Source organism: Bradyrhizobium sp. HKCCYLS1011 (genome assembly GCF_051167795.1).
Taxonomy (GTDB): domain Bacteria; phylum Pseudomonadota; class Alphaproteobacteria; order Rhizobiales; family Xanthobacteraceae; genus Bradyrhizobium.
Window position 1 is genome coordinate 251,574 of sequence record NZ_JBNPTT010000003.1, and the last position, 24,442, is coordinate 276,015.

Below are 24,442 nucleotides of genomic sequence, written 5' to 3' on the forward strand. Positions count from 1 at the left end.
TGCTCGCATCAAAACGGCTTCGCGATCATCAGCCAGAGAATGGCCATGACCGAGCCGAAGCCGGGAATGCCGCAGAGAAACCAGCGGCGGAACACCGTGAAATAGCGCGCCGGCAGCGGCATCGATTCCGCTTCGGCCTTGCGCGCGAGATCGCGCAGTTCGATCTGCATGAAGATCACGGGCACCCAGAACAATCCGGCGATCGCGTACAGCACGAGCGATGTGATCAGCCAGTGCTCTTCAAGGCTGGTCGAGCTCAGCCACATCAACAGACCTCCGCTGACCGGCTGCAGCAGCACCGCCGAGAGCGTGAACAGCATGTCCGCGATCACCACCACGCCGGCGGTGCGCGCGATGAAGGCAGGCTCACCGCTGCGATGCGCCATCAGCATGAAGAACGCGATACCCGTCCCGGTGCCGAGAATGACGATGGCGCCGAGCACGTGCAGATATTTGATCAGGAAATACAGCGTCATCGTGGCTCGATCACCTTGGCTTGCCAGCGTCGCGCGTCGCAGCGGTGCCGCACTTGAGCGCACGGTCCAGCGCATAGGCGGCCAGCGCGACGCCGTCCTCATGCTCGACCAGCCAGTGTCCGTCCTGGCCTGCGGCCGGCAGTATCGAGAATGTCACCTTGCCACCACCGTCCTTGAACGCCTCGGCCAGCTGGCCTGAAAATGCCGGCGGAAAATAGCTGTCATTGGCCGCCACGAGCCAGGTCACCGGCACCCGCGCGTGCCCGCCGAATTCGCGTGCGGCTTCGACCAGCCGCTCGGGCGAGCAGAAGCGTCTGGCGACATCATCGGCATGACCGCCGCGGCCGGGTGCGAACACGACGATTGCGGCAAGGATTTTCGGATCCTGCCCGGCCAGGGCCAGTGCGCCCCAGCCGCCGGCGGAATGGCCGATGATCACGGCGCCTTCCTTGCGCACGAAATCCTGATCTCGCATGAATGTGAGCGCACGCCAGATCTGCGTCGCCGTGGCGCGGCCAGAGTTGAGATAGTCGGCCTCCTCGCAGCCACCCTGGTCCTCGAGATAGGCCCCGCCGGTCGCGCCATGACCGAGCCGCTGCGGCACCAGCACGGCGAAGCCGCGCGCCAGCAGCAAGGCCGCCAGCGCCTGATAATCCGGCTGCGGCATCTGGGCGCGGCGCAGGGCATTCTGTGTCGAAGCATGGGCCACGACGGCGAGCCGGAACGGCCCGGCGCCGGCAGGCCTGTAGAGCAGCGCCAAAGCCGGCCGCGCCGGATCTTGTGACGGAATCTGCCAGACCTGCGCGCCGGCCGCGCCATCACCGACCGGGCCGAACGCCTGTGCGCGCGCGACCGATCCCAACGGCATCAGCAGCGCCGGCAGCAATAACAGGCCATATGCGAAGCGCATCGCGTGTCCGGAAAGTGAACCACCGGCGGAGATTAGCCGAACCGGCAATAGAATCAGGCCGGCTGTTGCCGACCTCGGCAACGACGACATCGCGACCACCACCGCCCGCTCCGGTGTTGCCGAATTGTCCCCTTTCGGCACAGCTTTCTTACCTTGTGATGCAGAAAATCCACAGGTTAACCGATCTTTAACGTTGGACCTTGAAGCGGCGCCGCCGACTTGCTTTGATCCCGCCATGAGCACAACCCTGATCGAAGTCCGTCCGGCCAAGGCTGCAGATGCGGCGGCGGTGGCGTCTGCCCATGACGAAGCCTGGCGCTCCGCCTATCAGGGCATCATTCCCGGCGCCGAGCTGGAAAAGCTGATCAATCGCCGCGGCCCGCATTGGTGGGACAGCGCGATCCGCAAGGGCAGCCGGGTCAGCGTGCTGGTGTTCAACGACAAAATCGCGGGCTACGCCAATTACGGCCGCAATCGCGCCCGCAGCCTGCATTTTGACGGCGAGATCTACGAGCTCTATCTGCGACCGGAATTTCAGGGGCTGGGGTTCGGTCGCCGGCTCTTCACGGCAGCCAAGCGCGACCTCGCGCAAAGCGGCCTGAAGAGCATGGTGGTGTGGGCGTTGTCCGACAACGACCCCGCCACTGAGTTTTACCGCACGTTGGGCGGTCGCATGGTGGCGCGCTCCTCGGAGCGATTCGGGCCGAAGTCGCTCGACAAGGTCGCCTTCGCCTGGACCAATTAAGCCTAAGCGCGATTGCCGAACTGGACGCATCGTCTGGCGTTGAAGTAGTTATTGCAGAGCCGCAAATTTTTTGCGACTGCGAATGAGTGCGTTTATGCTTTGAACGCCTCACCTTCGCGTTTCCAGTCTTCAGGTTTCCAGTCCAAACGGAGTCCCCCATGCGCATCGACGCCATCCCGATCGGGAAAGATCCGCCGCGCGACGTCAACGTCGTCATCGAAGTACCGGTGGGTGGCGAGCCGATCAAATACGAGCTCGACAAGGACGCCGGCACGCTGTTCGTCGATCGCTTCCTCTACACGGCGATGCGCTATCCCGGGAATTACGGCTTCATCCCGCACACGCTGTCGAACGACGGCGACCCCTGCGACGTCCTGATCGCCAACACCCGCGCCATCGTGCCGGGTGCCGTGATGAGCGTGCGCCCGGTCGGCGTGCTCCTGATGGAGGACGAGGCCGGCGGCGACGAGAAGATCATCGCGGTGCCCTCCTCCAAGCTCACCCAGCGCTACGACAAGGTGCGCACCTACAGCGACCTGCCGGACATCACGCTGGCGCAGATCCAGCACTTCTACGAGCATTACAAGGACCTCGAGCCCGGCAAATGGGTCAAGGTGCTGCGCTGGGGCAATGCCGACGATGCGCATCAGCTGATCGCCGAAGGCATCGCCCGCGCCAAGGCGGCGAAGAAGTAGTCGCCGCTGCCACGCAACCCGCGATAGACTTCTTCGCAAGCTTTGAGGCAGGGTCAACGACGTCGCAAGCCAGGCTTGCGGCGTCGTTTTGCTGTGGGGGTAAGTGCGATGCGCCGGCTGCTCAGGATCGTGAGGACTATCACTCTGCTCGCAGTGTTCGCCGTGATAGTCGTGCTCGCGGTCCTCACCTTCAATACCGAGCGCCAGGGATCGCGCCAGCTGCAGGTCGCGGCATCACCCAAAATCCCGATCGACGCACAGGCCGCGGCACAGCGACTGGCCGAAGCCGTGCGCTTCCGCACCATTTCCAGCTATGACGATCCCGAGCAGAATGCTGACGCCTTTGCGGCCCTGAAGGCGCATATCGAAACCAGCTTTCCGACCTTTCACGCCGCCGCAAAGCAGGAGGTGATCGCAGGCCACAGCCTGCTCTACACTTGGCCCGGCAGCGATCCCGCCACAAAGCCGATCGCGCTGCTCGCGCATCAGGACGTGGTCCCGATCGCGCCGGGCACGGAAGCAGACTGGAGCGAGCCGCCGTTCGCGGGCCACATCAAGGACGGCTTCATCTGGGGCCGCGGCGCCTGGGACGACAAGGGCAATCTCTATGCGATGCTCGAAGCGGCTGATGCGCTGGCGAAAGCCGGCTTCACACCGACGCGCACGATCTATTTCGGCTTCGGCCATGACGAGGAGGTCGGCGGCACCAGGGGCGCCAAGGCGATCGCAGCATCGCTGGCGGCGCGCAATGTCCGGCTCGACTTCGTCCTCGACGAAGGCCTGCTGATCTCCGAAGGCGGCATCAAGGGCCTCGCGAAACCTGCGGCGCTGATCGGCGTCGGCGAGAAGGGCTATGCGACCCTGGTTCTGACAGCGAAGGCGACGCCGGGCCATTCCTCGATGCCGCCGCACGACACCGCGATCGGCATGATGAGTGCGGCGCTGGCGAAGCTCGAAGCCGACAAGCTGCCGATGCGGATCGACGGCGTGGTCGGCGAGATGTTCGCGACACTGGCGCCGGAGATGAGTGGCTTCAACCGTGTCGCCCTGTCCAATCTCTGGCTGTTCAAACCGCTGCTGCTACGCGAATTCGAAAAGACCGGCCCCACCGAAGCCATGGTGCGCACCACCACGGCGCTGACGATCTTCAACGCCGGCGACAAGGACAACGTGCTGCCGGGCGTGGCATCGGCCACGGTGAATTTCCGGCTGCTGCCGGGCGACACCCAAGCCAGCGTGATCGACCATGTCACGCGGACCGTGGCCAACGACCGCATCGCGGTCGCGACTGTTGCGAGCAACACCGAGCCGCCGCCGGTGACCTCGACTGCAAGCGCTCCCTATCAGCTGATGAGCCGCACCATCCGCGAGATCTTTCCGGACGCTGTGGTAACGCCGGGCCTGATGATCGGCGGCACCGACTCCCGGCACTATGTCGGCGTTGCCGACAACGTCTTCCGCTTCTCGCCGCTGCGGGCCACCAACGAGGACCTCAAGCGTTTTCACGGCACCAATGAACGGCTCTCCGTCGACAGTTATGCCGACATGATCCGCTTCTATCGGCGGCTGCTGGAGGCGAGCGCTTCCTGAGGCAAGCCAAGCCTCTGATAGAGGGCGCAGGGCGCAGCCAGGCGGCCGCGCCTTCGTCTTGCGCCCCCCGGTACATTTACGGGTTCTTAGCCATCCGGCTTTACGCTGTTTCGGATCAATCCGTGCGCCCCAGCGCGGGGCGGAGTGGAGGGTCCGATGGCAGAACGGCAGAAGGGCGAGCGCGTCGTTTTCGAGCGCGGCATCCCCGCCTTCATGATGGGCATCGACGGAACCTGGCGGCGCAATTGCACCATCGAGGATGTGTCCGAGACCGGCGCCAAACTCACTGTCGACGGCTCGGTCGAGGGATTGCACCTGAAGGAGTTCTTCCTGCTGTTGTCGTCCACGGGCCTGGCCTATCGGCGTTGCGAACTCGCCTGGGTGAACGGCGACCAGATTGGCGTTAACTTTTTGAAGCTTGGCGACCGTAAGAAGAAGGCCAACCGCCGCGCGGCCGAGGACGCCTGATTGCCAGGAGCCGCGGCGCTTTAACGCTGCCAAACTACCGTAGAATCCGCGTCGCATAATCGTCATCACGGCTCGCTATCGCAGCGGGTCGAGACGATTCATGCCCGCCGTGGTATGATTCGGGTTCCCTGGTTCGAGACGCCGAAGGATGCCTGTGAAGCCGCACAAAGCCATGGTTCTCGCCGCCGGTCTGGGCCTGCGCATGCGCCCGCTGACGGACAGCGTGCCGAAGCCGCTGGTGCGCGTCGCCGGCCGGCCGCTGCTCGATCATGTGCTGGACCGGCTCGCCGAGGCCGGCGTCACCGAGGCGGTGGTCAATGTGCATTATCTGCCGGACCAGATCATCGATCATGTCGCGAGCCGCAGGGCGCCGCGGGTGATCATCTCCGACGAGCGCGATCAGGTGCTCGGTACCGGCGGCGGCGTGGTGAAGGCGCTGCCCCTGCTCGGCCACGAGCCATTCTTCCATGTCAATTCCGACACGATGTGGATCGAAGGCGTGCGGCACAATCTGACGCGGCTGGCCGATGCCTTCGATCCAGAGCGGATGGACATCCTGCTCCTGATGGCGCCGACCGCCAGCTCGATCGGTTATAGCGGCCAGGGCGACTATTCGATGCTGGCCGATGGCGCCTTGCGCAAGCGCCGGGAGCATCAGGTGGTTCCGTTCGTCTATGCAGGCGCCGCGATCATGTCGCCGGCGATCTTCGATGGCGCGCCGCAGGGCGAGTTCTCGCTGGTCAGGATTTTCGACAAGGCCAACGAGCAGGACCGTCTGTTCGGACTGCGGCTCGATGGCGTCTGGATGCATGTCGGCACGCCCGAGGCGGTCAGCGCCGCGGAAGAGGCGCTGCTGGAGAGCGCGGCGTAGGTGACGGCGGAGTCCTCTCGCTCCAGCCTCGAACTGCAACGCAGTTCCCAACTAACAATCATCGCATTGCCCCGGCTAGCCTAGCCGTCCCGCCTACGGGGGGACGAATGTCTTGCAAAGCTCGGACGCACCATGCGCCGCGAGGAGGACACATGACGCGTGCCTCGCTGTCATGCCCCGCGCAGGCGGGGCATCCAGTAAGCCGTGGCGTTCCGGCCAACAACGACCGCCTGTGGATACCGGGTCGCCGGGCTAAACCGGGCGACGACGTCGGAAGTTCGACTCCGCGAGCCGCCACCTTGGGCCTCAAGACCATCAACCTATCAACACCCGTCCACAGGCCGCACATGACCCCGCCCCGCTGACTTCTTATATAGACGCTGAGGAGCCCGAATCAGCGGATCATGCGCGTCTTCACCGTTCCCATCTCAGCGCCGTTCCTGCGCACCGTGATCGCGGCGCTGATTGACGGCCGCCTGGTCGATGGCTTCGAGGCGCGGACCGATCCGGCGCGGCTGGCGAGCGCAACGCTATATCTGCCGACCCGGCGCTCCCTGCGCGTCGCGCGCGACATGTTCCTCGAGGAACTCAAGACCGATGCCGTGGTGCTGCCGCGCCTGGTCGCGCTCGGCGATATCGATGAGGACGAGCTTGCGTTCGCCGAGGACAGTGAATCCTTCGCCGGCACGGCACCGCTGGAGATTCCCGAAAAACTCGGCGAGCTCGAGCGCCGCCTGACGCTGGCGCGGCTAGTCGCGGCCTGGGCCAAGACTCCGGTCTCCGCGCCGCTGGTGGTCGGCGGCCCCGCCTCGACATTGGCGCTCGCCGGCGACCTCGCTCGGCTGATCGACGACATGGTCACGCGCGACGTCGCCTGGGATGCACTCGACGGCCTGGTGCCCGATCAGCTCGATCGGTATTGGCAGCATTCGCTCGACTTCCTGCGCATCGCGCGCACCGCCTGGCCGGCTTACCTCGAGGAAATCCAGCGCATCGAGCCGGCGGCCCGGCGCGATCTGCTGATCGCGGCGGAAGCTGCGCGCCTCACTGCCCATCCGGATGGACCGGTGGTTGCGGCCGGCTCGACCGGCTCGATGCCGGCAACGGCAAAATTCCTGCAGGCGGTGGCGAAGCTGCCTCATGGCGCCGTGGTGCTGCCGGGGCTCGATACCGACCTCGACGAGGAAGCGTGGCGCACCATCGGCGGCATCAGGGCCGCAAACAAGACAACTAACAAGGATGCGAAGCAGGACGCCGTCAGCCGCGCGCAGGCCTCCTACAACCATCCGCAATATGCCATGCAGATGCTGCTGCGCCGCTTCGGCATCCAACGACGCGACGTCATCCGCCTCGCCCATCCCGCCCGCAGCGGACGCGAGGTGCTGATCTCGGAGGTGATGCGGCCATCGGAAGCGACCGCAGCCTGGCACGACCGGCTGCGCCAGATCGACGTGGCCGCGAACATCGCGGCCGCCATGGATCATCTCGCCGTGGTGCCCGCGCCCAATCCGGAGATGGAGGCGCTGGCGATCGCGATCGCGATGCGCGAGGCGCGGCATCTCGGCAAATCGGCCGCGCTGGTGACGCCGGACCGCGCGCTGGCGCGGCGGGTGATGGCGGCGCTGACGCGCTGGCATCTGACCTTCGACGACTCCGGCGGCGATGCGCTGCTGGACACGCCCGCCGGCATCTTTGCGCGGCTCGCGGCCGAAGTCGCCGCCAGGGGCCTCGAGCCGCCGGCCTTGCTGGCGCTGCTCAAGCATCCGCTGTGCCGGCTCGGCAGCGCATCGGGCGCGTTCAGAGGCGCGATCGAGACGCTGGAATTGGCGGTCTTGCGCGGCACCAGGCCACAACCGGGCAGCGCGGGCCTGGCGCGTGACTTCGCACGCTTCCGCGACGAGCACACCAAGCTGCACCAGGGCGAGGCATCGTCACTGCATCAGGCCGAGCCGCGGGCGCGGCTGTCCTCGGAGCAGCTCGATCGCGCGCAAGGTCTGATCGAGCGCCTGCAGCAGGCGTTGGCGCCGCTGGAGAATCTCACCTCGCCGAAACCCTATGACTTCGCCGAGCTCGCGGCGCGGCATCGCGAGGTGCTGGCGGCGCTGTCGCGCGACGATCTCGGCTTCAGCCTTGGCTTCGCCGAACGCGATGGCGCAGGCCTGGCGCGCTGCTTCGACGATCTGCTCAGCAAAGGCGAGCGCTGCGGCCTGATGCTTCCGCTCGCCGACTATCCGGATGTCTTCCAGACCGCGTTCAGCGATCGCGCGGTGCGACGCCCCGAGCGGCCCGGCGCACAGCTGCAGATTTATGGTCCGCTCGAATCACGCCTGATGCAGGCCGACCGCGTCATCGTCGGCGGGCTGATCGAAGGCGTGTGGCCGCCGGCGCCGCGCATCGATCCCTGGCTCAGCCGCCCGATGCGGCATCAGCTTGGCCTCGATCTCCCTGAAAGACGCATCGGCTTGTCGGCGCACGACTTTGCGCAGCTCCTCGGCAGCCCCGAAGTGATCCTCACCTATTCCGCCAAGGCGGGCGGCGCACCGGCGGTGGCCTCGCGCTTCCTGCATCGGCTGGAGGCGGTCGCCGGTGATGTCAGTTGGAACGCCGCGACGTCGCGCGGCGAGATCTATGTGCGCTACGCCGAGGCGCTGGACCAACCGGCGGAGGTCAGGCCGATCGCGCAGCCGATGCCGAGGCCGCCGCTGGCCGCGCGCCCCCTGCGCATGTCGGTCACCGCGATCGAGGACTGGCTGCGCGATCCCTACACCATCTTCGCCCGCTATATTCTGCGCCTCGATGCGCTCGATCCTGTCGACATGCCACTCTCGGCCGCCGATCGCGGCTCGGCGATCCATCAGGCAATCGGCGAGTTCACGGAGAACTTCGCACAAGCCTTGCCGCTGCATCCGGCCCACGCGCTACGCCTGATCGGTGAGAAACATTTCGCGCCGCTGATGGAACGCCCCGAAGCCCGTGCACTGTGGTGGCCGCGCTTCCAGCGGATCGCGACGTGGTTTGCAGCCTGGGAGAGTGCGCGGCGCGAGCACATCGAAGAACTGACCGCCGAGATCCGCGGCGAGATCGGCATTCCGCTCGGCGACAACAGGACTTTCACCTTATCCGCGCGCGCCGACCGGATCGAGCGCCGCAGCGACGGCTCCTTCGCGATCCTCGACTACAAGACCGGACAGCCGCCGACCGGCAAGCAGGTCAGGATGGGACTGGCGCCGCAGCTGACGCTGGAAGCGGCGATCCTGCGCGAGGGCGGCTTCGATGGGATTCCCGCCGGCAGCCTGGTCGGCCAGCTCGCTTATGTCAGGCTGTCCGGCAACAATCCGCCGGGCGAAGAGCGCGTGCTGGAATTGAAGATCAACAAGGGCGATGCGCCGCAGCCGCCCGATGCCGCCGCGCGCGAGGCGCGCGACAAGCTGGAGGCGCTGATCCGCAGCTTCGAGGACGAGAACCAGGCCTACACCTCTCTGAACCTGTCGATGTGGGCGAACCGCTATGGCGCCTATGACGACCTCGCGCGCATCAAGGAATGGTCGGCGGCGGGCGGATTGGGGATCGAGGAATGGTGAAGGCGCCGCGCCCGATTCCTGCAGCCGTGCGCGAGGCGCAGACCCGCGCCTCGAACCCGGCCGCGTCAGCGTTCGTGTCGGCCAATGCCGGCTCGGGCAAGACCCATGTGCTGGTGCAGCGCGTGATCCGGCTGCTGCTGGATGGCGTGCCGCCGGAAAAGATCCTCTGCATCACCTTCACCAAAGCGGCCGCTGCCAACATGGCGGAGCGCGTGTTCTCGACATTGGGCCATTGGGTCACGCTCGACGACACCGCGCTGGATCATGCGATCAAAGAAGCCGGCATTCCGCATCCCGATGCCGCGCTGCGCGCCGCTGCACGAAAGCTGTTCGCGAGCGCCTTGGAGACGCCCGGCGGATTGAAGGTGCAGACCATCCACGCGCTGTGCACGCGGCTGCTGCAGCAGTTTCCGTTCGAGGCCAATGTGCCGGCGCGGTTTGCGGTGCTGGACGAGCGCGACCAGACCGAGATGATGGAACGCGCCAACCTGAAGGTGCTGCTGGATGCGTCGCGCGCACCGGACAGCGCCATCGGCCGCGCGCTCCAGGTCGCGATGGCGAGCGCGGCCGACGTCACCTTCAAGGACGTCGTGCGCGAGGCCTGTCTCAGCCGCGATCATTTCATGGCCTGGACCGATGGCGCTGACCATGTCGATGTCGCCGCGGCGCAGCTCTCACAGGTGCTCGGCGTCGCAGCCACCGACACGATCGAGGCCATCGAACGCGACATCCTCGACGGCCCCAATCTGCCGCGCGCAGACTGGCTGCAGATCGCCGCGCAGCTCGACGCCGGCGCCAAGACCGAGCAGAAGCAGGCGGATCAACTCCGCGCGGCGCTCACCTTCTCCGGCAGCGACCAGGTCGACGAATATCTTTGCCTGTTCCTGACCGACGAGAAGCAGCCGCGGAAATCGCTGCTGACCAAGAAGTTCGCCGACGCCAACCCGGCCGTGGCGTCCTTGTTCGAGGTCGAAGCGCGCCGGCTCGACCTGCTGATCGAGAAGCGCCGCGCCGCGGTCATGCGCGACCGCACGGAGGCCTTGCTGCGGATCGCAACAGCGGCCGCCGCGAACTATCGGCGCGAGAAGCAGGAGCGCGGTCTCCTCGACTATGACGATCTGATCGACAAGACGCTGGCGATGCTCAACCGCGTCTCGTCGGGCTGGGTGCACTATAAGCTCGACCGCGGCGTCGACCACGTACTGATCGACGAGGCTCAGGATACGAGCCCCCGGCAATGGGAGATTGTCGCCCATATCATCGAGGAGTTCACCGCCGGCGCCGGCGCCCGCGACGACCTGGTCCGCACCATCTTTGCTGTCGGTGACGAGAAGCAGTCGATCTTTTCGTTCCAGGGCGCAGACCCGCATGAGTTCGACGCGCGGCGGCGACAATTGCAGAAGCGCTTCACCGAGGCGGGGCTCGTCTTCGATCCCGTCTCCTTCACCTATTCGTTCCGCTCGGGTGCCGTGGTGCTGCACGCGGTCGATCAGGTGTTCCGCGATCCGCAAATCTATCGCAGCATCCATTCGCCCGATATCGGCTATCCCATCCATAACTCGCTGGCCGACGCCGGTCCGAGCCTGGTCGAGCTCTGGAGCTTAAGCGAGCGCGACGACACCAAGGACATCGAGGGCTGGCGCGCGCCATTCGACGGCGTCGCGGTGACGAGCCCCGAGGTGAAGCTCGCCCGGCGCATCCAGGCCGAGATCAAGCGGCTGATCCGCGACGGCACCATGACCGGCCACGACGGCTCGCGCCGGCGCTTGAGCTATGGCGACATGCTCATCCTGGTACGCCGGCGCGGCAACGCATTCGATGCCGTGATCCAGGCGCTCAAGCACGCCGGCATTCCGGTCGCGGGCGCCGATCGTCTGAAGCTGACCGAGCACATCGCGATCATCGACCTGATGAATCTCGCCGACGCGCTGCTGCTGCCGAAAGACGATCTCGCGCTCGCGACCGCGCTGAAAAGCCCGCTGTTCGGCCTGACCGACGATGATCTCTTCACCTTGGCCTGGCAGCGCAAGGGCAGCTTGCGCGAGGCGCTGGTGGCGCATGCGGCCGCGGACGAGCGCCTGCAGCGTGTGGTGCGGCGGTTGCAGCAATGCGAGCGCCGCGCCAACGAGGAAACGCCGTTCGGCTTCTATGCCTGGCTGCTCGGCGGCGATGGCGGCCGCCGCCGCATCCTGGCGCGGCTCGGCCACGAAGCCAATGATGCGCTGGATGAATTCCTCGAGCTCGCTTTGTCCTATGAAAGCAAGGCGCCGGCGTCGCTGCAGGGGTTCATGGCCTGGCTGCGCGCCGCCGACACCGAGGTGAAGCGCGACATGGAGATCTCGCGCGACGAGGTGCGGGTGATGACCGTGCACGGCGCCAAAGGCCTGGAGGCATCGGTCGTCTTCCTGGTCGATACGACGTCCTCGCCGTCCGATACGCAGCGGTTGCGGCTGATCCATGTACCCGACGGCGAGAAGGAGATCGTGGTCTGGGCTGGACGCAAAGCCGACGATCCCAAACCTGTCGCAGCCGCGCGCGCGGCGATGCTGCAGGAGACCGAGGACGAATATCGGCGCCTGCTCTATGTCGCGATGACCCGTGCGGCCGACCGGCTCGTCATCGGCGGCTGCATGCCCGGCAACATGAACAATGTCCGCCCCGGCAGCTGGTACGACCTGATGGCGCGCGGGCTCGATGCGGCCGGCCTTCAGGTGCAGACGATCGAGACGCCAGATGGACCGGTGAAGCGCTACGCACGTGCCGAAGACATTGCGTCGCTGCCCGGAGCGGAAGAGCGGCGCGTCACCGCAGAAGCGATCGAGCTGCCGTCCTGGCTGCGCATCGAGGCCGCGGAGGCGCCTGCACCTGATCTGGTGTTGCGGCCATCCGATCCAGCAGCCGCCGACCGCCGGCCGACGAAGGCGGGCGAGGCGACGATGGCACGGAGCGAGGCGATGCAGCGCGGCACGCTGGTGCACCGCCTGTTGCAATCCCTGCCCGACGTGGCACCGACGCGGCGCCGTGATGCGGCGCTCAAATATCTGGCGCGTAACGCGGCCGATTGGCCGGAGGACGAGCGCGAGAAGCTGGCGGCACGTGTGCTTGGGGTGATCGAGGAGCCGCGCTTTGCCGCCGTGTTCGCCGCAGGCAGCCGCGCGGAGGTCTCCATCGTCGGTCGGCTCAGCCTGCCCGACCAGCCGCCGGCGCTGGTGTCCGGCCAGATCGACCGGCTGGTCGTGACCGATGCCGAGGTGCTGATCGTCGACTTCAAGACCAACCAAAGCCCGCCGTCCGACCTCGCCGAGGTGCCGCCGGCCTATGTCCGCCAGCTCGCGCTCTACCGCGCGGTGCTCCGCCAGCTGTACCCGGACCGCGCCGTCCGCGCCGCCCTGCTCTGGACCGAAGCCCCTGAACTGATGGAGCTTTCGGCCTCCGCTCTGGACGCGGAACTGCTATCCCCGCACATCTGAGTGACGCAACTTGACCCGGCAACCGACCGTTCATAGCTTTGCAGGCACGATTATGGGCGCGAATCTCGCGCCGCTCTCCAACCAAACGAGGTATTCCCATGGCCGTTGGCAAGGTTTCCGATACCGATTTCGACACTGAGGTGCTGAAGGCGGACGGCCCCGTCGTCGTGGATTTCTGGGCTGAATGGTGCGGCCCCTGCCGGATGATCGCGCCGGCGCTGGATGAGATCGCGGGCGCAATGGGCGACAAGGTCAAGATCGTGAAGCTCAATGTCGATGAGAGCCCTAAGACGGCGTCCAAATACGGCGTGATGTCGATCCCGACCCTGATGATCTTCAAGGGCGGCGAGATGGCCTCCCGCCAAGTCGGCGCGGCGCCGAAGGCGAAGCTCCAGCAGTGGATCACGGCCTCGGTCTGATCGGCGCAGAGGATTTTTTGGTTGAACGGCCGGCGATTTCGCCGGCCGTTTGCGTTAAAGCGAGGAGTTTGTCGCGTTTTGAGCGTTGCCCGCCATGCCCTCCCGCCCCCGCAAATCCGCTTCCCGCCCCGCCGGTTTGCAGGCGATGGAGGCGCGCTCAGTTGATGCCATCCCGCGCGGGAAGGAGTGGCAGTACGAGCCGAAATGGGACGGCTTCCGCTGTCTCCTGTCACGCGAGGGCGATAACGTGACGATGCAGTCCAAAGCAGGCGAGGACCTTACGCGCTATTTCCCGGAGGTGGCCGCGGCCGCGCGCGAGCTGAAAGCCGAGCGCTTCGTGCTCGACGGCGAGCTCGTGGTGCCGCATGGCAAGACGTTCTCGTTCGACGAACTGTTGCAACGGATTCATCCCGCCGCGAGCCGGGTGACAAAGCTGTCGCAGGAAACGCCGGCGTTATTCTTGGCCTTCGATCTGCTTGCGACGGAGCGCGACGGCGAGTTGATGGAGCACAGGCTGGACGAACGGCGGCCGGCGTTGGAAGCATTCGCGGAGGCGAACTTCCGCGGCCATCCGACCTTTCGGCTGTCGCCTGTCACGACCAGCTTTGCGACCGCCGAGAAGTGGCTGGCGCGCTCCGGCGGCGGCTCGGACGGCGTGATCGCCAAGCGCATCGACCTGCCCTATCAGCCCGATAGCCGCGACGGCATGCAGAAGATCAAGCGCTTCCGCTCAGCCGACTGCGTGATCGGCGGCTTCCGCTACGCGACCAACAAGGGCGCGGGCGGCAGGAAGGTGGTCGGCTCGCTCCTGCTCGGCCTCTATGATGACGACGGGCAGCTCCATCACGTCGGCTTCACCTCGGCGATCAAGAAGGAGGAGAAACCTGCGCTGACCGCCAAGCTGGAGCCGTTGATCTCGCCGCCCGGTTTTACGGGCAATGCGCCTGGCGGCCCGAGCCGCTGGTCCACCGAACGCTCGACGCAATGGTGCCCGCTGAAGCCGAAGCTCGTCATCGAAGTCTGCTACGACCATTTCTCCGGCGAGCGCTTTCGCCACGGCACTTCGATCCTGCGCTGGCGCCCCGACAAGGCGCCGCGGCAATGCACCTTCGATCAGCTCAAGCAGAAGGCGGCTGATCCGATGAAGCTGCTGGCGTGAGGCCGCTAAAGCGCGATGAGATTAGGATGAATTGTCATCGCGCTTTAGGTTATTGTTTGAGCATGATCTCCGTGCAAACGCGTTCCGCGTTTGTCGCGAGGGAAAACCGCTTCGCACTTTTCCGGATCATGCTCTACCTGATCCAGCCCGTCGCCAGTGCGGAAGCCAATTCCGGCATGCCGTTCCGCAGCGCCAGGGCCGCCATCGCTTCGTGATCATAAGGCACATGGCGGAAGGTCACCGACCATGCGCCCGCACTTTGCTCCAGGATGGCGTAGCGCGCATCCGGGGTGCCGGCTTGAACGACGTGCGGATACGGATGTCGATCGCGATAGCCGGGACAGCCGACGCTGCCCGGATTGACGATCAGCCGGCCGTCCCTCAGACGCACCGCGCGAGCGATGTGGCTATGGGCGCAGAGGACGAGGGGCTGTTCGATGCCCTCGGCAACGGCTTCGATCGTCTCCAACGTTGCCGTCGCGATCGTCCCGTCAGCATGCACCGCCTCGAGCCAATAGATCTCGTCACTCGCGGGCGTGGCGTGACAGAGGAAGACCTCGTCGTTGAAGACGCGCGTCGCCGGGATCGCGCGCAGCCAATCGAGATGCGCGACGTCGAGCTGGGCATAGGCCGGCCGGTCCCAGGAGCCCATCTTCTCGACCGGTCGGTCGATCAGATAGCGGTCATGATTGCCGAGCACGTGGACCGCATCGAGGCCCATCAAGATGTCCATGGTCCGGCGCGCATCGAGCGCCCCGCTCGCCATGTCGCCGAGATTGATGATCTCCGTAATGCCTTGCGCGCGGACGTCAGCGAGCACGGCTTCCAGCGCGAGATGGTTTCCGTGGACGTCGGCGATCGCGGCGAAGCGCATGGCGGATTCGATCTACGCCGGCGGCGTGCCGTTGATCGCCAGCACATGGCCGGCGAGATAGAGCGAGCCAGTGATCAGGATGCGCGGTGGCAGCTCGTAGGCGAGGCGCGCGACGCCGGACAGCGCCGCTTCGACGCCAGCGGCGACCTCGACGCGCATGCCGAGCGTGCGCGCGGCATCAGCCAGATCGGAAGGAGCCATCGCCTTGTCCTGATCCGGGATCGGCACCACGATGATGTGGCGCGTCAGCCCGGCGAAATTGGCGAGAAAGGCCCGTGCGTCCTTGTTGGCCATCATGCCGACGATCACGACCAGCGGCCGCGACACCCGCTCTTCGAGGTCGCCGATCGCGGCAGCGACGACGCGGCCGCCTTCGGCATTGTGGCCGCCATCCAGCCAGATCTCGGAGCCCTGCGGTCCGAGCGTGGTCAGCGCGCCGGTCGACAGCCGCTGCATCCGTGCCGGCCATTCGGCACCGGTGATGCCGGCCTCGAAAGCGCGGGTCGGAAGCTTGAACGTATCGATCGCGCGCAAGGTGGCGATCGCAAGCCCGGCGTTGCCGAACTGATGGCGGCCGAACAGCTTGGGTGCGGGGAGATCCAGAAGCCCGCGATCGTCCTGATAGACCAGCCGGCCGCGCTCGACATTGACATGCCAGCCTTCGCCGGCCGCAAACAGCGGCGCGCGCATGCGCTTGGCCTGTTGCTCGATCACGGCCATCGCCTCCGGCTCCTGCTCGGCCGAGATCACCGGACAGCCCCGCTTGATGATCGCAGCCTTCTCGGCAGCGATCGAGGCCAATGTAGTGCCGAGGAATTCCATGTGATCCATGCTGATCGGCGTCAGCACGCTCGCCGCGACCTGCTCGACCACGTTGGTCGAGTCGAGCCGGCCGCCGAGGCCCACTTCAAGCAGGACGACGTCCGCCGGATGCCGCGCGAACAGCAGAAAGGCGGCGACGGTCTTCACCTCGAAGAACGTGATCGGCGCGCCAGCATTCACCTGTTCGCATGTCGCCAGCGCATCGCGCAGTTGGGCGTCGTCGACCAGAACGCCACCGCCGACACGGCCGAGCCGATAGCTCTCATTGATACGGACCAGCCAGGGCGAGGTAAAAACATGAACCCGCAGGCCTGCGGCCTCCAGCATCGCGCGCAGGTAAGCGACGGTCGAGCCCTTGCCATTGGTGCCGGCGACATGGATCACCGGCGGCAGCTGGCGCTCGGGATTGCCGAGCTGCGCCAGCAATCGATGCATGCGATCCAGACCTAGATCGATCTGGCTCGGATGCAAGGCGGAGAGCCGCGCGATCAGCTCGTCAAGCGAAGCAGCGTGCTGGAACGCGGAGTCGTTCACGCTGACGGCGCGATGGCAGGCGCTTCGGGTGCAGCGATCGCCTTCTCAGGCGGCGGCAGCTGCGGCATCGGCTTTGGAGGCTCGATGGCCGGAGATTTGGTCAACAGCCGGCAGAGCCGCGCCAAGGTCGGGCGCAGGTCGTGGCGATGCACGACCATGTCGACCATGCCGTGGTCGCGGAGATATTCGGCGCGCTGGAAGCCCTCCGGCAGTTTCTCGCGGATGGTCTGCTCGATCACGCGGGCGCCGGCGAAACCGATCAACGCCCCGGGCTCGGCGATCTGGACGTCGCCGAGCATCGCATAGGATGCCGTCACGCCGCCGGTGGTCGGATTGGTCAGCACGACGATATAGGGCTGCCGCGCCTCGCGCAGCATCTGCACCGCAACCGTGGTGCGCGGCATCTGCATCAGGGACAGAATTCCTTCCTGCATGCGCGCGCCGCCGGAGGCCGCGAACACGATGAAGGGGCACTTCTTCTCCACCGCAAGCTCAAGCCCGCGCACGATCGCCTCGCCTGCGGCCATGCCGAGCGAACCGCCCATGAAGTCGAAATCCTGTACGGCGATTACGACGCCCATGCCTTCGAGTTTGCCATAGCCGACCTTGACGGCGTCATTCAGGCCGGTGCGGGCGCGCGCATCCTTGATGCGGTCGGCATAGCGGCGCTCGTCACGGAATTTGAGCGGATCAGGTGTGACCTCGGGCAGCGCGACGTCGAACCAAGTCTCGTTGTCGAAGGCGGATTTGAGCCGCGCCACTGCGCCCATGCGCATGTGGTAGTTCGAGCCGGGGATGACGAACTGGTTGGCCTCGACATCCTTGTAGAACACGAGCTGCCCGGAATCCGGGCACTTGATCCACAGGTTCTCCGGCGTCTCCCGCCGCAGGATGTTACGGATCTTCGGCCGGACCACATTGGTAAGCCAGTTCATGTATCGCTCCGTAGGACGGTCGCCCAAATCCATATATGGCGGTGAAGCTTTGGCCCGGCAAGCCGGAGCCGACACCGGACCGCGGTGACGCTATTCCGCCGCTTGCTTGGCACCATGCACGCCCTGCGCGAGCGCCCCGGCAAGGTCGGCCACCGCGCTCACCGTCTTGGCGGTCGCACGTCCCTCGCCATCCAGGCTGCCTCTGACGGCATCGACCAGAGCCGTCCCGACCACGGCACCATCGGCATGTTCGGCGATCGAGCGCGCGGTCTCGGGGGTCCGGATGCCGAAGCCGACGCAGACCGGCAGCGCGGTGTGTCCCTTGATCCGCGACACCGCGGCGCTGACCGCCTTGGCATCCGCCGCCGCCGCGCCGGTGATCCCGGTGATCGAGACATAGTAGACGAAACCGGAGGTGTTCGCGAGCACGGCCGGCAGGCGCTTGTCGTCGGTGGTCGGCGTTGCCAGGCGAATGAAGTTGAGCCCGGCCTTCAGCGCCGGCACGCACAGCTCGTCGTCCTCTTCCGGGGGCAGGTCGACGATGATCAAGCCGTCGACGCCGGCCGCCTTCGCATCAGCCAGAAACGGTTCGACGCCATAGATGTAGATCGGGTTGTAGTAACCCATCAGCACGATCGGCGTCGCGTCGTCGCTGGCGCGGAAGCTGCGCACCATCGCCAGCGTCTTGCGCAAGGTCATGCCGGCCTTGAGCGCGCGCAGCCCGGCTGCCTGGATCGACGGGCCATCGGCCATCGGATCGGTGAAGGGCATGCCAAGCTCGATGATGTCGGCGCCGGCCTGCGGCAGCGCCTTGACGATCGCAAGCGAGGTGTCGGGATCGGGATCGCCGGCCATCACGAAAGTGACGAACGCCGAACGCGCTTCTTTCTTCAATTGCGCCAGACGCGCCTCGATGCGGGTGGTCACGACTTTTTCCCTCGCAGGATATCACCGACCTGCGGCACGTCCTTGTCGCCGCGACCGGAGAGATTGACCACCATCAGGTGATCCTTTGGCCGTTGCGGCGCGAGCTCCATCACCTTGGCGATCGCATGCGCCGGCTCCAGCGCCGGGATGATCCCTTCCAGGCGCGACAGCAGCTGGAACGCCGCGAGCGCCTCCTCGTCGGTCGCAGACAAGTATGTCACGCGACCGATCTCGTGCAGCCAGGAATGCTCCGGTCCGATACCCGGGTAATCGAGGCCGGCCGAGATCGAATGCGCCTCCTGGATCTGTCCGTCCTCGTCCATCAAGAGATAGGTACGGTTGCCATGCAGAACGCCGGGCCGACCGCCGGCGATCGAAGCCGCATGCAATTGCGTCAGCCCGTGGCCCGCCGCCTCCACACCGAAGATCTCCACCGAGGGATCATCGAGGAAGGGATGAAACAGGCCCATCGCGTTCGAGCCGCCGCCGATGCAGGCGATGAGCGAATCCGGCAGACGACCTTCCATCTCCTGAATCTGGACGCGGGTCTCGTTGCCGATCACCGACTGAAAGTCGCGCACCATCATCGGATAAGGGTGCGGCCCGGCAACGGTGCCGATGCAGTAGAAGGTGTTGTGGACGTTGGTGACCCAGTCGCGCAGGGCTTCGTTCATCGCGTCCTTCAAGGTGCGCGCGCCCGACTGCACGGGGACGACCTTGGCGCCCAGCATCTCCATGCGGATCACGTTCGGCTGCTGCCGCTCGACATCGACCGCGCCCATATAGACCACGCATTCCAGGCCGAAGCGCGCGCAGAGCGTGGCCGTTGCCACGCCATGCTGGCCGGCGCCGGTTTCGGCGATGATCCGCTTCTTGCCCATGCGCCGTGCCATCATGATCTGGCCGAGCACATTGTTGACCTTGTGCGAGCCCGTATGGTTGAGCTCCTCGCGCTTGAAGTAGATCTTGGCGCCACCGAGATGTTCGGTCAGCCGCTCGGCGAAATACAGCGGCGAGGGACGGCCGACATAGTGCTTGAGATAGCCGTTCATCTCCGCCTGGAATGCCGGATCGGCTTTCGCTTCGGCGTAGGCCTTTTCGAGATCGAGAATCAACGGCATCAGCGTTTCGGCGACAAAGCGGCCGCCGAAAATGCCGAAATGCCCGCGCTCGTCGGGGCCGCTGCGGAAGGAATTCGGACGTAGTGTCGTCATCGGACGCTCAACTCTTCGCTGGCACGCGCGGCGCGCACAAACTCTCGGATCATATTGCTATCTTTCACGCCCGGTGCGCGCTCGACGCCAGAGGAAACGTCGACCCCTCCCGCACCTGTGATTCGGACGGCCTCGCGGACATTGCCGGCGCTCAATCCTCCCGACACCATGAACGGCAGATCGAGCTTCAGATTTTCGAGCAGATGCCAGTCGAACGTGGCGCCAAGCCCGCCCGGGCGCGTGGCGTCCTTAGGCGCGCGGGCGTCGAACAGGATCCGGTCGCAGACGGCTGCATAGCCGGACAGCGAGGCCAGATCGGCCGCGGTCTCGACCGGGATCGCCTTCATCACCGGCAGGCCGAAACGTTGCTTGATGTCGCGGACGCGGGCAACGCTCTCGCGACCATGAAGCTGCAGGAGATCCGGCCGCAAGGTCTCGATGACATTCTCGAACGTGACGTCGTCGGCATCGACCGTCAGCGCCACCTTGAGCGCGCGGCCCTTGGCGTGGCGGCCGAGCTCGCGCGCCGCTTCGAGGCCGAGATGCCGAGGCGATGGCGGAAAGAACACGAACCCCACCATGTCAGCGCCGGCGTCCAGCGCCGCGTCGAGCGTCTCGCGCGTGGTCAGGCCGCAGATTTTGACGAGCAGGGACATCAATTGGAAACGCAATTCCGGGCGAAAAAGATCACCCCCGTCAGGGGGGCTTGCCGCGGGTTCTACAACGCAGCGCCCTGCTTGTCTCGCCCATAAGGCGCAAAAAGCCCAGCCGGAGCGGACGGGACCAGCTGCCCCTGGGAGCCCCGCGCCGCCGCCGAAGTCGCCCTGACATTGGCGAGCTCGACCCGCGCAGCCTCAGCGTCGGCCTGATGCTGACGCGCGGCCCGACGCCAGCGTCGCTGGCCGACCCAGGTTGCGAAGCCGCCGGCGATGACGCCGACAACGGCCGCAGCGAGGATCAGCACGAACAGCGGCAATGGCACCGCGGAGGCGGCATCGGTCGGGTCAAACGGGTTGAACGACACGGTAACGAAATGCCGGTTGGCCACCGCAAATGCGATGAACAACAGGAACAGCGGAATGACGATCACGGCGGTGAGGAATTTTCGCATGACACTCGCTCGCGACGATCGGAGCAGATCGCAACCCGCCCGACGGCAACCGCCGCCTTGCGCAACAGGCTTCAGGACGAACTGGGTTCAGTCGTTTCCGTCCCAGGCTCGCGGTTCAGCCGCTCGCGCATTTCCTTGCCGGTCTTGAAGAACGGCACGCATTTCTGGTCGACCGGCACATGGGCGCCGGTGCGGGGATTGCGCCCGGCCCGCGCCGGACGGTGCTTGACGGAAAAGGCGCCGAAACCGCGCAGCTCGACCCGATCGCCGCGCGCCAGCGCGGCGACGATCTCGTCGAGGATCGCATTCACAATGTTCTCGACATCCCGCTGATAGAGATGCGGGTTGTGCTCGGCGATACGCTGAACAAGCTCGGATTTGATCATCGAGAGGCTGTATCCGCAAAAATTCAGCGTCCATTTCCGTGAAAATACCTTGAACTGTCAAGACGCTAAATCATTCGTTGCCTACGTGAAATTGCGTGACAAAGCCGGAAAACCGGCTCTCACGGACCACACGTAAAACGCGAAAAATGCGATGACGCCGGTCTTGGCGGGTTTCAGTTGCCTCCCGCCGGCTGCCAGAGAGCCAGCATCCCATCCAGTCCGAAGCGATCCACCGCATGCGTGACGCCGGCGTGCTCGATCTGACGCGCAATTGCGCCCAGACCCATGGCATCGAGCGCGATCGAGGTCGCCGTGCGCAAAAAGGTGAGATCGCCGAACTGCGGCGTGAGCCTGTAGTCGCGCACGGGCAGATCCTTCTTGACGTTCTTGTTTTCGACAAGCCAGGCAATTGCCTTCTTCTCGTCGCCGAGCTCATCGATCAGCTTCAGATCGATCGCCTGCCGGCCCGTGAACACGCGGCCGTCGGCAACCTTCTCGAGCTGGGCATCATCCATGCCGCGCCGCTCCTTCACGAGCCCGCGAAACCAGGCATAGGAATCCTTCACCAGCGCATCGAGCGCATCACGCGCTTCAGGACTGGTCGGCTCGAAGCCGTTCGGCGCGGCCTTCAGCGGCGAGGACTTCACCTCCTCGACCTTGACGCCGATGGTCTTCAACAGCTCGCTGACATTCGGATATTGGAACAGCACGCCGATCGAACCGACCAGCGAGCTCTGCTGGGCGACGATGTGATCGGCCGCGATCGCGGTGATGTAACCGCCCGATGCCGCAAGCCCTTCGACCACGACGACCAGCGGCTTCTTGGCCTTCAGCCGCGTCAGCGAATCATAGAGCTGCTCCGAGCCCGCGGTGGTGCCGCCCGGCGAATTGATATGAACGACCACCGCGGCAGCCCCGGAATTCTCCAGCCGCTCCAATGCCTCGACACGGTCCTGGTCGCTGCGGATCAGGCCTTCGATATTGATGCGGGCAATGGATCCCGACGTCGTCAGCGCGGTGCGCCCGCGCGGCGACATCACGAGACCAACCACCGACAGCGCTCCGATCGCGATCAGCACGGCAGCGACGCGCCAGAAGGTCAGCTTGCGCCGCAGCCTGCGGCGATCGACGATCACGTCCGAATCAAGCGACATGGATTTCTCCCGGAAATATCAGCGCGTTTTGCACAACCGTCCGAATACGAGGTTGCTGGATTACATCAATTGCGGCCCAATTTGAAGAAAGCATGGCTCGCCACGATGCCGCCGGAGGATCGCCACGCGGCGCGCCGGGCAGGTGCCGAAGCACACTGGGTTTTTCCCCGCAAAAACAGAAAAGCCCCGGTCGAAACCGGGGCTTTGATGCTTGTCATGAGACGCAGGCTTACTTCTGGTCGCGATTCTTGAGCGCCGTGCCCAAGATGTCGCCGAGCGTCGCGCCCGAATCGGAGGAGCCATATTGCGCGATGGCTTCCTTCTCTTCCGCGACCTCCAGCGCCTTGATCGAGACCTGCACCTTGCGGGCCTTCTTGTCGAACTGGATCACGCGGGCATCGACCTTCTCGCCGACCGCGAAGCGTTCGGAGCGCTGATCGTTGCGATCGCGCGCCAGCTCGGAGCGCTTGATGAAGGTGGTGAAGTCGGTGCCGACGATCTTGACGTCGATGCCGCCATCCTTGACGTCGAGCACTTCGCAGGTGACGACCGCGCCCTTCTTGACATCGCCCGGCTCGGCGAAGGGATCGCCCTCGAGCTGCTTGATGCCGAGCGAGATACGCTCCTTCTCCACGTCGACGTCGAGCACCACGGCTTTCACCATGTCGCCCTTCTTGTAGTTGTCGATGACCTGCTCGCCCGGGAGCTTCCAGTCGAGGTCGGACAAGTGGACCATGCCGTCGACGTCGCCCTCGAGACCCAGGAACAGGCCGAACTCGGTCTTGTTCTTGACCTCGCCCTCGACCACCGAACCCGTCGGATGCTTCTCGACGAAGACCTCCCACGGATTGCGCATGGTCTGCTTGAGGCCGAGCGAGATGCGGCGCTTGACCGAATCGACCTCGAGCACCTGCACCTCAACCTCCTGCGAGGTCGAGACGATCTTGCCGGGGTGCATGTTCTTCTTGGTCCACGACATCTCCGAGACGTGGATCAGGCCTTCGATGCCCGGCTCCAGCTCGACGAAGGCGCCGTAGTCGGTGATGTTGGTGACGCGGCCGTGGAAGCGCGCACCCAGCGGATACTTCGCCTCGATGCCCTGCCACGGATCATCCAACAGCTGCTTCATGCCCAGCGAGATGCGGTGCGTCTCGTGGTTGATCTTGATGATCTTGACCTTGACGGTCTGACCGATCGAGAGCACCTCGGTCGGGTGGTTGACACGCCGCCAGGCGATGTCGGTGACGTGCAAGAGGCCGTCGATGCCGCCGAGGTCGACGAACGCACCGTAATCGGTGATGTTCTTGACCACGCCGTCGATCACCTGACCCTCTTCGAGGTTCTGCACCAGCTCCTGGCGCTGCTCGGCGCGGGTCTCTTCCAGCACGGTGCGGCGCGACACCACGATGTTGCCGCGGCGGCGATCCATCTTGAGGATCTGGAACGGCTGGGAGTTGTTCATCAGCGGCGCGACGTCGCGGATCGGACGGATGTCCACCTGCGAGCGCGGCAGGAACGCCACGGCGCCGTCGAGGTCGACGGTGAAGCCGCCCTTGACCTGGTTGAAGATGACGCCGTTGACCTTCTCGTTGTTCTGGAAGGCCTTCTCGAGCTTGCCCCAGCTCTCTTCGCGGCGGGCCTTGTCGCGCGACAGCACGGCTTCGCCGAGCGCGTTCTCGATGCGATCGAGGAACACTTCGACCTCGTCGCCGACCTTCAAATCGCTATCACGGCCAGGGCCTGAGAATTCGCGCAGCGCAACGCGGCCCTCGGTCTTCAGGCCGACGTCGATGACGGCCATGTCCTTCTCGATCGCAACCACCTTGCCCTTGACGACGGAACTTTCCTGCAGGTTGCCGCGCGTGAAGGACTCATCCAGCATCGCGGCAAAATCATCGCGGCTGGGGTTGTAGGAAGCAGCAGTGGTACTCGAAGCCATTGGTTCTCCAGACGCGGACAGTCTCGCCGGCGGGGGTTGATCGGCGCATCGAACGCACAGTGCCTGGAGGTCCGCGAAAACCCCAGACGACCGCTGATTTGCGCGAAACGCGCAAAAGCGGGCCGGCAGTGCCTGCACATGCGATACGTTTGAATGTGTCCG

General features: G+C 65.4%; 21 protein-coding genes. 9 read left to right on the plus strand and 12 right to left on the minus strand.

The genetic code is table 11. The features are described from left to right. Window positions 1-8: 8 nt before the first annotated feature. Together ACQR1W_RS10065 and ACQR1W_RS10070 are read right to left on the minus strand one after the other, a co-directional pair. Window positions 9-476 carry a DUF2269 family protein gene (locus tag ACQR1W_RS10065; RefSeq protein WP_434850646.1) on the minus strand — a complete coding sequence of 156 codons (468 nt, stop codon included), beginning with the start codon at window positions 474-476 and terminating at the stop codon, window positions 9-11. A 10-nt stretch (window positions 477-486) separates the two neighbouring features. Next, entirely contained in the window at window positions 487-1,386 is a 900-nt protein-coding gene (locus ACQR1W_RS10070; RefSeq protein ID WP_434850647.1) for an alpha/beta hydrolase family protein, read from the minus strand. 235 nt (window positions 1,387-1,621) lie between these two features. Between ACQR1W_RS10070 and ACQR1W_RS10075 the strand changes: the two genes are divergently transcribed. From ACQR1W_RS10075 to ACQR1W_RS10115, 9 genes are all read left to right on the plus strand, one after another. Continuing rightward, a complete protein-coding gene (locus ACQR1W_RS10075) occupies window positions 1,622-2,131 on the plus strand; it encodes a GNAT family N-acetyltransferase (protein WP_008971935.1) in 510 nt (169 codons plus the stop codon). A 158-nt stretch (window positions 2,132-2,289) separates the two neighbouring features. Further along, window positions 2,290-2,826: an inorganic diphosphatase gene (ppa, locus tag ACQR1W_RS10080; protein ID WP_008971936.1), complete on the plus strand. Its 537-nt coding sequence runs from the start codon at window positions 2,290-2,292 to the stop codon at window positions 2,824-2,826. A gap of 108 nt (window positions 2,827-2,934) precedes the next feature. Continuing rightward, entirely contained in the window at window positions 2,935-4,416 is a 1,482-nt protein-coding gene (locus ACQR1W_RS10085; RefSeq protein ID WP_434850648.1) for a M20 family peptidase, read from the plus strand. 156 nt (window positions 4,417-4,572) lie between these two features. After that, window positions 4,573-4,884, plus strand: a complete 312-nt coding sequence (locus ACQR1W_RS10090; protein WP_008971938.1) for a PilZ domain-containing protein — start codon at window positions 4,573-4,575, stop codon at window positions 4,882-4,884. A 148-nt stretch (window positions 4,885-5,032) separates the two neighbouring features. Further along, a complete protein-coding gene (locus ACQR1W_RS10095; protein ID WP_434850649.1) occupies window positions 5,033-5,755 on the plus strand; it encodes a nucleotidyltransferase family protein in 723 nt (240 codons plus the stop codon). Window positions 5,756-6,159: 404 nt separating this feature from the next. After that, window positions 6,160-9,336: a double-strand break repair protein AddB gene (gene addB / locus ACQR1W_RS10100; RefSeq protein ID WP_434850650.1), complete on the plus strand. Its 3,177-nt coding sequence runs from the start codon at window positions 6,160-6,162 to the stop codon at window positions 9,334-9,336. After that, complete coding sequence (gene addA, locus ACQR1W_RS10105; protein ID WP_434850651.1) at window positions 9,330-12,806, plus strand: double-strand break repair helicase AddA; 3,477 nt, start codon at window positions 9,330-9,332, stop codon at window positions 12,804-12,806. Before addB ends, addA begins: the two co-directional genes overlap by 7 nt. A 98-nt stretch (window positions 12,807-12,904) precedes the next feature. Further along, the gene (gene trxA / locus ACQR1W_RS10110) at window positions 12,905-13,225 is read left to right on the plus strand and encodes a thioredoxin (protein ID WP_008971943.1); all 321 of its coding nucleotides are present in this window, start codon (window positions 12,905-12,907) and stop codon (window positions 13,223-13,225) included. A gap of 145 nt (window positions 13,226-13,370) precedes the next feature. After that, the gene (locus tag ACQR1W_RS10115) at window positions 13,371-14,384 is read left to right on the plus strand and encodes an ATP-dependent DNA ligase (protein ID WP_434851134.1); all 1,014 of its coding nucleotides are present in this window, start codon (window positions 13,371-13,373) and stop codon (window positions 14,382-14,384) included. Between the two features lie 133 nt (window positions 14,385-14,517). Here the strand turns inward: ACQR1W_RS10115 and ACQR1W_RS10120 are convergent, their stop codons facing one another. The 10 genes from ACQR1W_RS10120 to rpsA form a co-directional block, all read right to left on the minus strand. Beyond that, window positions 14,518-15,258: a metallophosphoesterase family protein gene (locus ACQR1W_RS10120; protein WP_434850652.1), complete on the minus strand. Its 741-nt coding sequence runs from the start codon at window positions 15,256-15,258 to the stop codon at window positions 14,518-14,520. 12 nt (window positions 15,259-15,270) lie between these two features. Beyond that, window positions 15,271-16,614, minus strand: coding sequence for a bifunctional folylpolyglutamate synthase/dihydrofolate synthase (locus tag ACQR1W_RS10125; protein ID WP_434850653.1), 1,344 nt, complete (start codon window positions 16,612-16,614; stop codon window positions 15,271-15,273). After that, window positions 16,611-17,549: an acetyl-CoA carboxylase, carboxyltransferase subunit beta gene (gene accD, locus ACQR1W_RS10130; protein ID WP_008971947.1), complete on the minus strand. Its 939-nt coding sequence runs from the start codon at window positions 17,547-17,549 to the stop codon at window positions 16,611-16,613. Before accD ends, ACQR1W_RS10125 begins: the two co-directional genes overlap by 4 nt. Before the next feature lie 90 nt (window positions 17,550-17,639). Further along, window positions 17,640-18,476 (minus strand): tryptophan synthase subunit alpha, encoded by an 837-nt coding sequence (gene trpA / locus ACQR1W_RS10135; RefSeq protein ID WP_434850654.1) that lies wholly within the window; start codon window positions 18,474-18,476, stop codon window positions 17,640-17,642. After that, window positions 18,473-19,690: a tryptophan synthase subunit beta gene (gene trpB / locus ACQR1W_RS10140; protein ID WP_434850655.1), complete on the minus strand. Its 1,218-nt coding sequence runs from the start codon at window positions 19,688-19,690 to the stop codon at window positions 18,473-18,475. Before trpB ends, trpA begins: the two co-directional genes overlap by 4 nt. Beyond that, the gene (locus ACQR1W_RS10145; protein WP_434850656.1) at window positions 19,687-20,346 is read right to left on the minus strand and encodes a phosphoribosylanthranilate isomerase; all 660 of its coding nucleotides are present in this window, start codon (window positions 20,344-20,346) and stop codon (window positions 19,687-19,689) included. The genes trpB and ACQR1W_RS10145 overlap by 4 nt, the downstream gene beginning before the upstream one ends. Window positions 20,347-20,408: 62 nt before the next feature. Further along, window positions 20,409-20,801, minus strand: coding sequence for a lipopolysaccharide assembly protein LapA domain-containing protein (locus tag ACQR1W_RS10150; protein ID WP_008971951.1), 393 nt, complete (start codon window positions 20,799-20,801; stop codon window positions 20,409-20,411). Between the two features lie 71 nt (window positions 20,802-20,872). Then, window positions 20,873-21,187, minus strand: coding sequence for an integration host factor subunit beta (locus ACQR1W_RS10155; RefSeq protein WP_008971952.1), 315 nt, complete (start codon window positions 21,185-21,187; stop codon window positions 20,873-20,875). 173 nt (window positions 21,188-21,360) lie between these two features. Further along, window positions 21,361-22,341 (minus strand): signal peptide peptidase SppA, encoded by a 981-nt coding sequence (sppA, locus tag ACQR1W_RS10160; protein ID WP_434850657.1) that lies wholly within the window; start codon window positions 22,339-22,341, stop codon window positions 21,361-21,363. A gap of 229 nt (window positions 22,342-22,570) precedes the next feature. Next, window positions 22,571-24,280, minus strand: coding sequence for a 30S ribosomal protein S1 (rpsA, locus tag ACQR1W_RS10165; RefSeq protein ID WP_008971954.1), 1,710 nt, complete (start codon window positions 24,278-24,280; stop codon window positions 22,571-22,573). Window positions 24,281-24,442: the final 162 nt, after the last annotated feature.

Excerpts from the sequence above, each read along its gene's own strand:
- ACQR1W_RS10065 (WP_434850646.1), bottom strand. The coding sequence starts at position 476 with ATGACGCTGTATTTCCTGATCAAATATCTGCACGTGCTCGGCGCCATC.
- ACQR1W_RS10070 (WP_434850647.1), bottom strand. The coding sequence starts at position 1,386 with ATGCGCTTCGCATATGGCCTGTTATTGCTGCCGGCGCTGCTGATGCCG.
- ACQR1W_RS10075 (WP_008971935.1), top strand. The coding sequence starts at position 1,622 with ATGAGCACAACCCTGATCGAAGTCCGTCCGGCCAAGGCTGCAGATGCG.
- ppa (WP_008971936.1), top strand. The coding sequence starts at position 2,290 with ATGCGCATCGACGCCATCCCGATCGGGAAAGATCCGCCGCGCGACGTC.
- ACQR1W_RS10085 (WP_434850648.1), top strand. The coding sequence starts at position 2,935 with ATGCGCCGGCTGCTCAGGATCGTGAGGACTATCACTCTGCTCGCAGTG.
- ACQR1W_RS10090 (WP_008971938.1), top strand. The coding sequence starts at position 4,573 with ATGGCAGAACGGCAGAAGGGCGAGCGCGTCGTTTTCGAGCGCGGCATC.
- ACQR1W_RS10095 (WP_434850649.1), top strand. The coding sequence starts at position 5,033 with ATGCCTGTGAAGCCGCACAAAGCCATGGTTCTCGCCGCCGGTCTGGGC.
- addB (WP_434850650.1), top strand. The coding sequence starts at position 6,160 with ATGCGCGTCTTCACCGTTCCCATCTCAGCGCCGTTCCTGCGCACCGTG.
- addA (WP_434850651.1), top strand. The coding sequence starts at position 9,330 with ATGGTGAAGGCGCCGCGCCCGATTCCTGCAGCCGTGCGCGAGGCGCAG.
- trxA (WP_008971943.1), top strand. The coding sequence starts at position 12,905 with ATGGCCGTTGGCAAGGTTTCCGATACCGATTTCGACACTGAGGTGCTG.
- ACQR1W_RS10115 (WP_434851134.1), top strand. The coding sequence starts at position 13,371 with ATGGAGGCGCGCTCAGTTGATGCCATCCCGCGCGGGAAGGAGTGGCAG.
- ACQR1W_RS10120 (WP_434850652.1), bottom strand. The coding sequence starts at position 15,258 with ATGCGCTTCGCCGCGATCGCCGACGTCCACGGAAACCATCTCGCGCTG.
- accD (WP_008971947.1), bottom strand. The coding sequence starts at position 17,549 with ATGAACTGGCTTACCAATGTGGTCCGGCCGAAGATCCGTAACATCCTG.
- trpB (WP_434850655.1), bottom strand. The coding sequence starts at position 19,690 with ATGACGACACTACGTCCGAATTCCTTCCGCAGCGGCCCCGACGAGCGC.
- ACQR1W_RS10145 (WP_434850656.1), bottom strand. The coding sequence starts at position 20,346 with ATGTCCCTGCTCGTCAAAATCTGCGGCCTGACCACGCGCGAGACGCTC.
- ACQR1W_RS10150 (WP_008971951.1), bottom strand. The coding sequence starts at position 20,801 with ATGCGAAAATTCCTCACCGCCGTGATCGTCATTCCGCTGTTCCTGTTG.
- ACQR1W_RS10155 (WP_008971952.1), bottom strand. The coding sequence starts at position 21,187 with ATGATCAAATCCGAGCTTGTTCAGCGTATCGCCGAGCACAACCCGCAT.
- sppA (WP_434850657.1), bottom strand. The coding sequence starts at position 22,341 with ATGTCGCTTGATTCGGACGTGATCGTCGATCGCCGCAGGCTGCGGCGC.
- rpsA (WP_008971954.1), bottom strand. The coding sequence starts at position 24,280 with ATGGCTTCGAGTACCACTGCTGCTTCCTACAACCCCAGCCGCGATGAT.